Genomic DNA, 5,046 nt, shown 5'->3' with positions numbered 1-5,046 from the left:
GGCGGGGGCGGTGGGGATTGGCCGCTGAGCTATGAGGCGCAGGTTCGCGACGGGTATCTGCGCAATCCGGTGGCGCAGCGGGCGGTGAAGCTGGTCTGCGAGAGCCTGGGCGGGGCGCCGCTGGAGGCGTCCGAGCCGGAGATCCTTGCCTTGGTGCAGCGCCGCTCGTGCGGGCAGGTGCTGACCGAGGCGGTGGCGGCGCAGCTGTTGTTGCACGGCAATGCCTATGTGCAGCTGCTCTGCGACGGCGAGGGGCGGCTGCGCGAGCTGTATGCGCTGCGACCCGAGCGCGTGGGCGTGGAGGCGGACGCGCAGGGCTGGCCGGTGGCGTATCGCTACAAGGTGGGGGCGCATGTCACGCGGCTGCCGGCGGAGGATGCGGCCGGGCGCCCGGCGGTGGTGCATTTGAAGGCGTTCCACCCGCTCGACGATCATCAGGGGCTTGGCTGCCTGGGCGCGGCGGCGGGGGCGGTGGCGATCCACAATGCGGCGACGCGGTGGAACAAGGCGCTGCTGGACAATGCGGCGCGGCCTTCGGGCGCCTTGGTCTATGATCCGGGCGAGGGCGGGGTGCTGTCGGCGCCGCAGCGCGATCAGCTCAAGGCCGAGTTGGAAAGCGGCTATTCGGGCGCGGCGCATGCCGGGCGGCCAATGCTGCTGGAAGGCGGGCTCAAGTGGCAGTCGATGAGTTTGACGCCCGCCGACATGGATTTCGTCGGGCTGAAGGCAGCAGCGGCGCGGGAGATCGCGCTGGCCTTTGGCGTGCCGCCGATGCTGCTGGGGCTGCCGGGGGACAATGCGTACGCCAATTACCGCGAGGCGAACCGGGCGCTGTGGCGGCTGGCGGTGCTGCCGCTCGCAGGGAGTATCTTCGCTTCGCTCAGCGAGGCGCTGGCGGCGTGGTTTGCCGACGCGCGGGTGGGGGTGGACCTCAATCGCGTGCCGGCGCTCGCGGAGGACCGCGAGCGGCTGTGGCGGCAAGTGGCGGGGGCGAGCTTCCTCAGCGATCCGGAGAAGCGGGCGATGCTGGGGCTGTGAGCGTGCCGACGTCGCAGATGCGGGCGTCGGCGTCCCAGGTGCCGCCGGCATTGCCGCATTTGTGCACGAGCACCGCGTCGGTGCGCCACAGCCAGACCAGCAAGGCGGCGAGCAGGACGGTCAGGAGCAGGGCGGAGGGGAACAACCAGCGGCGCATGCGGTGGGTTTAGGGCAGATCGGCGGTTGGCGCGACCAGATCCTCCCCAGGTGGGGGGAGGTGGCAGTCTGTAGGGCTGACGGAGGGGTATTCTCCACGGGCGACACGCTCGCGGAGGCCTACCCCTCCACCACGCTTCGCGTGGTCCCCCTCCCCTTCCAGGGGAGGATCTGGTCCTTCGCCGCAGAACGGGAGGGGAGCATGGACGACGGGATGGTGCTGGCGCAGCTGATGGAGCAGGCGCAGGGCGATGGCGCGAGCGTGGGGACGCTGCGCGCGATCGCGGAGGAAGCAGGGGAGCTGGGCGCGCGGCGGGCGCTGGCGCGGCTGGGGCTGGAGGATGTCGGCGCGGCCAAGGACATGGCCGAGCTGCGCGAATTGCTGGGGGCATGGCGCGACGCCAAGCGATCGGCGTTCAAGGCGGCCTTTGGGTCGTTCGGGCGGATGATCGCGGCGCTGGTGCTGGTAGGGCTGGCGGTGAAGCTGGGCTTTCCCGGCTGGCTGAAATGAGGGTGCGGTTTGCAGGCTATGCCGCGGTGTTCGGCGTGGCGGACCGGGGCGGCGACGTGCTGCGGCCAGGGGCGTTCGGCGCACCGGGAAGCGTGCCGCTGTTGTGGCAGCATCATGGGCGCCCGGTCGGGCGGATCGAGCTGCTGGGCGAGGATAGCCGCGGGCTGCGGGTGGTGGGTTCGGTGGAGGAGCCCGCGCTGGCGGCGCGCGTGGCGAAGGGCGCGGTGACCGGGCTGTCGTTCGGGTATCGGGTGGCGGAGGCGCGCGGCGGATTGCGGCGCGAGATCCGGCGGCTGGAACTGGTCGAGGTGAGCCTGGTCGCGCAGCCGATGCAGCCGCTGGCGCGGGTGCATGCGGTGGAGTTGATCTAAAAATCTGAGGTTGGGGTCTGCGCCTGGCGGCGGCCCCTCCACCATCCGCCTGCGCCTTTGGCTTCGGCGGATGGTCCCCCTCCCCGAGCTAGCTCGGGGAGGATCTTTTGGCGTGGGAGATGGTGATGGACGGAATTGTGGCGAGCTTTGATGCAGTGGAAGCCAGCGGCGTGCCCGTGGCGCGGCCGATGTTGTCGGGTGGGCGGCCGGTGCGTGGGGCGGCTTTTGAGGGGTTCCTGCGCGCCGGGCATGGTGCGGTGGAAGTGAAGGCGATGTCGGGCAGCGATGGTGCCGCGGGCGGCTATGCCGTGCCCGAGGAGATCGACGCGCAGATCGATGCGACGCTGAAGGCGGTGTCGCCGATCCGCGCCATCGCCAATGTGGTGAAGGTGGGGACGGGCGGGTACCGCAAGCTCGTGGCGAGCGGTGGCTTTGAAAGCGGCTGGGCGGCGGAAACTGCGGCACGGGCGGAGACCGACACGCCGGTGTTCAACGAAGTCGCGCCGCCATCGGGTGATCTCTATGCCAATCCGGCGGCGAGCCAGGCGATGCTCGACGATGCGGCGTTCGATGTCGAGGCGTGGCTGGCGGGCGAAGTCGGGCGCGAGTTCGCGGTAGCCGAGGGCGCGGCGTTCGTGCGCGGCGATGGGGTGAACAAGCCCAAGGGGTTCCTGAGCGGGCCGGTATCGGCGCAGGGCGACGCGAGCCGTCCGTTCGGGACGATCCAGTATCTGGCGAGCGGGGCACCCGGCGCCTTTGCGATCAATCCGGAAGAGCGGCTGATCGACCTGGTCCATGCGCTACGCCCACCCTATCGCCAGGGCGCGTGCTGGGTGATGAATTCGGCGACGCTGGCGCGCATCCGCAAGTTTCGCACGAGCGAAGGCGGGCTGTTGTGGGCGCCGGGGCTGGCGGCGGGGCAGCCGGGGACGCTGCTCGGCTATCCGGTGGTGGAGGCCGAGGACATGCCCGACATCGCTGCCGACGCGCTGTCGGTTGCGTTCGGCAACTTCCAGGCGGGCTATCTGATCGCCGAGCGGCAGGAAACGCAGATCCTGCGCGATCCCTATTCCAACAAGCCGTTCGTTCACTTCTACGCCACCAAGCGCGTTGGCGGGATGGTGAGCAATTCGGAAGCGATCAAAGTGCTGAAGTTCTCCGCCGCCTGAGGGCGTGCGGAGCGGGCCGCGCCGGCGGGGGGACTACGGCGCGGCCCCATTCTTTAAGCGAACACAGGAGGGGTTTATGGACGCACCGCCTTTTGCGGCGGGGGTGCTGGCGGCCGCGCGCGATGCAGCGAAGGCGCATCTGCGCATCGCCGGGAGCGCCGAGGACGACGCCCTGACCGCGCATGTCGCCGCGGCGCTGGCGCTGTGCGAGGCGTTTACGGGCACGAGCCTGGTGACGCGCGAATGGCAGGAGACGCTGCCGGCCGACCGGGGGTGGCGGCGGCTGGGCACGACGCCGGTGGTGGCGATCCACTCGGTCAGCGACGCAGGCGGGGTGGCGATGCCTGCGGCAAGCTATGCGATCGACCTGGACGCGTTTGGGCAGGGCTGGGTGCGCGTGACGGCGCCCGGCGGCACGCGGTTGGTGCGGGTCGGCTATCGCGCGGGGCTGGCGGCGGGATGGGACGCACTGCCGGCGCCGATCGCGCAAGGCGTGGTGTTGTTGGCGGCGCATCTGTTCGAGGCGCGGGCGATCGGGGGCGCGCCGCCGGCGGCGGTGGCGGCCCTGTGGCGGCCGTGGCGGCGGGTGCGGCTGTGATGGAGCGGCTGGAGGCACGCGCGCGCGAACGGGCCGAGCGCGCGGCAGCGGAGGCGGCGGCGCGGCTGGGCGAGGGGGTGCGATCGGCCTTTCCCGAGTTGGGCGTCGACGTGGAGCCCGAGCGGGTGCTGGTGCGCGGGGCCGGGCTGGGGCGGCGGATGCTGGCTGAGCCTGCCTTACGCTGGCTGGGAGGGTTGCTGCGATGAGTGCGCATGACGTGCTGGCCGATGCGCTGGCGGTGGCGCTGCGCGGGCATGCGCCGCTGATGGCGGAGATCAATGGGGTGTTCGACATGGCGCCGCTTCGCGCGGTGCGGCCTTACGCGCAGGTCGAGGATGCGGTGCTGAGCGATTGGGGCACCAAGGACATGGCCGGGCGCGAGGGGCGGTTGAGCGTCACCCTGTTCGACCAGGGGGCGGCGCCGGCGCGGCTGCGGGTGCTGATCGGCGAAGTGGAGCGCGCGGTGCTGGGGCTGCCGCGCGAACTGGGCGCGGGCTGGCGGGTGGCGAGCCTGAGCGCCGTGCGCAGCCGAGTGGTGCGTGAGGGCGACGGGCGCTGGGCGGCCTGGTGCGAGTTCCGCGTGCGGATGCTGCAGGTTCAGTAGGGGAGAGGCAAACATGGCGGCGGAAAAGGGAAGCGCGTTCCTGCTCAAGATCGGAAACGGCGCGGTGCCGGTCGCATGGGCGACGGTGGCGGGGCTGCGGACCACGCAACTCAGCGTCAATGGCGAAGCGGTGGTGGTGACCAGCAAGGATTCGGGCGGCTGGCGCGAGTTGCTGTCGGGCGCGGGGGTGCGCAGCGTCAGTGTGTCGGGCGCGGGGGTGTTCACCGGATCGGCGGCGGAGGCGCGGCTGAAGGCGAACGCGCTGTCGGGCGTGCTGGACGAGTACCGGCTGAGCTTCGAGAGCGGCGAGACGATGACCGGGCGCTTCCTGGTGACGCGGCTGGACTATGCCGGGGATTTCAATGGGGAGCGCAGTTACACGCTGAGCCTGGAAAGCTCCGGCGCGGTGGTGGCGGCGTGAACGCGAACGTGATGCGTGGCGAGGCGGCGCTGATGGTGGGGGGGCAGACTGTCGTGCTGCGGCCGAGCTTTGCGGCGCTGGTGGCGGCGGAGGCCGAGCTGGGGCCGCTGTTTGCGCTGGTGGAGCGGGCCGCGGAGGGGCGGCTGAGCCTTGGCGAGATGGTGGGGCTGTTCTGGCA

The 5,046-nt window shown here is 71.3% G+C and carries 10 protein-coding genes; 9 read left to right on the top strand and 1 reads right to left on the bottom strand.

The annotated features are described in order from the left end of the window. On the top strand, positions 1–1,038 hold a 1,038-nt coding region (locus tag LQ953_RS16080), incomplete at its 5' end, for a phage portal protein (RefSeq protein WP_231032006.1). Here the strand turns inward: LQ953_RS16080 and LQ953_RS16075 are convergent. Next, a complete protein-coding gene (locus LQ953_RS16075; protein WP_231032005.1) occupies positions 1,001–1,183 on the bottom strand; it encodes a hypothetical protein in 183 nt (60 codons plus the stop codon). The genes LQ953_RS16080 and LQ953_RS16075 overlap by 38 nt on opposite strands. Positions 1,184–1,396: 213 nt before the next feature. Between LQ953_RS16075 and LQ953_RS16070 the strand changes: the two genes are divergently transcribed. From LQ953_RS16070 to LQ953_RS16035, 8 genes are all read left to right on the top strand, one after another. Beyond that, positions 1,397–1,705: a DUF6127 family protein gene (locus tag LQ953_RS16070; protein ID WP_231032004.1), complete on the top strand. Its 309-nt coding sequence runs from the start codon at positions 1,397–1,399 to the stop codon at positions 1,703–1,705. Then, positions 1,702–2,076, top strand: coding sequence for an HK97 family phage prohead protease (locus LQ953_RS16065; RefSeq protein WP_231032003.1), 375 nt, complete (start codon positions 1,702–1,704; stop codon positions 2,074–2,076). The genes LQ953_RS16070 and LQ953_RS16065 overlap by 4 nt, the downstream gene beginning before the upstream one ends. Positions 2,077–2,195: 119 nt before the next feature. Continuing rightward, a complete protein-coding gene (locus LQ953_RS16060) occupies positions 2,196–3,245 on the top strand; it encodes a phage major capsid protein (protein WP_443026590.1) in 1,050 nt (349 codons plus the stop codon). 76 nt (positions 3,246–3,321) lie between these two features. After that, entirely contained in the window at positions 3,322–3,843 is a 522-nt protein-coding gene (locus tag LQ953_RS16055; protein WP_231032001.1) for a head-tail connector protein, read from the top strand. After that, positions 3,813–4,049: a hypothetical protein gene (locus LQ953_RS16050; protein WP_231032000.1), complete on the top strand. Its 237-nt coding sequence runs from the start codon at positions 3,813–3,815 to the stop codon at positions 4,047–4,049. The genes LQ953_RS16055 and LQ953_RS16050 overlap by 31 nt, the downstream gene beginning before the upstream one ends. Next, positions 4,046–4,447, top strand: a complete 402-nt coding sequence (locus LQ953_RS16045) for a DUF3168 domain-containing protein (RefSeq protein ID WP_231031999.1) — start codon at positions 4,046–4,048, stop codon at positions 4,445–4,447. Before LQ953_RS16050 ends, LQ953_RS16045 begins: the two co-directional genes overlap by 4 nt. Positions 4,448–4,460: 13 nt before the next feature. Beyond that, positions 4,461–4,868, top strand: coding sequence for a phage major tail protein, TP901-1 family (locus tag LQ953_RS16040; RefSeq protein WP_231031998.1), 408 nt, complete (start codon positions 4,461–4,463; stop codon positions 4,866–4,868). 11 nt (positions 4,869–4,879) lie between these two features. Next, on the top strand, positions 4,880–5,046 hold a 167-nt coding region (locus LQ953_RS16035; protein ID WP_231032007.1), incomplete at its 3' end, for a GTA-gp10 family protein.

The organism is Sphingomonas sp. IC-56 (assembly GCF_021043375.1).
Taxonomy (GTDB): Bacteria; Pseudomonadota; Alphaproteobacteria; order Sphingomonadales; family Sphingomonadaceae; genus Sphingomonas.
Note: the sequence above shows the minus strand (reverse complement) of the source record. Positions and strands in the feature narration are given on the sequence as shown.

Excerpts from the sequence above, each read along its gene's own strand:
- LQ953_RS16065 (WP_231032003.1), top strand. The coding sequence starts at position 1,702 with ATGAGGGTGCGGTTTGCAGGCTATGCCGCGGTGTTCGGCGTGGCGGAC.
- LQ953_RS16040 (WP_231031998.1), top strand. The coding sequence starts at position 4,461 with ATGGCGGCGGAAAAGGGAAGCGCGTTCCTGCTCAAGATCGGAAACGGC.
- LQ953_RS16060 (WP_443026590.1), top strand. The coding sequence starts at position 2,196 with ATGGTGATGGACGGAATTGTGGCGAGCTTTGATGCAGTGGAAGCCAGC.
- LQ953_RS16055 (WP_231032001.1), top strand. The coding sequence starts at position 3,322 with ATGGACGCACCGCCTTTTGCGGCGGGGGTGCTGGCGGCCGCGCGCGAT.
- LQ953_RS16045 (WP_231031999.1), top strand. The coding sequence starts at position 4,046 with ATGAGTGCGCATGACGTGCTGGCCGATGCGCTGGCGGTGGCGCTGCGC.
- LQ953_RS16070 (WP_231032004.1), top strand. The coding sequence starts at position 1,397 with ATGGACGACGGGATGGTGCTGGCGCAGCTGATGGAGCAGGCGCAGGGC.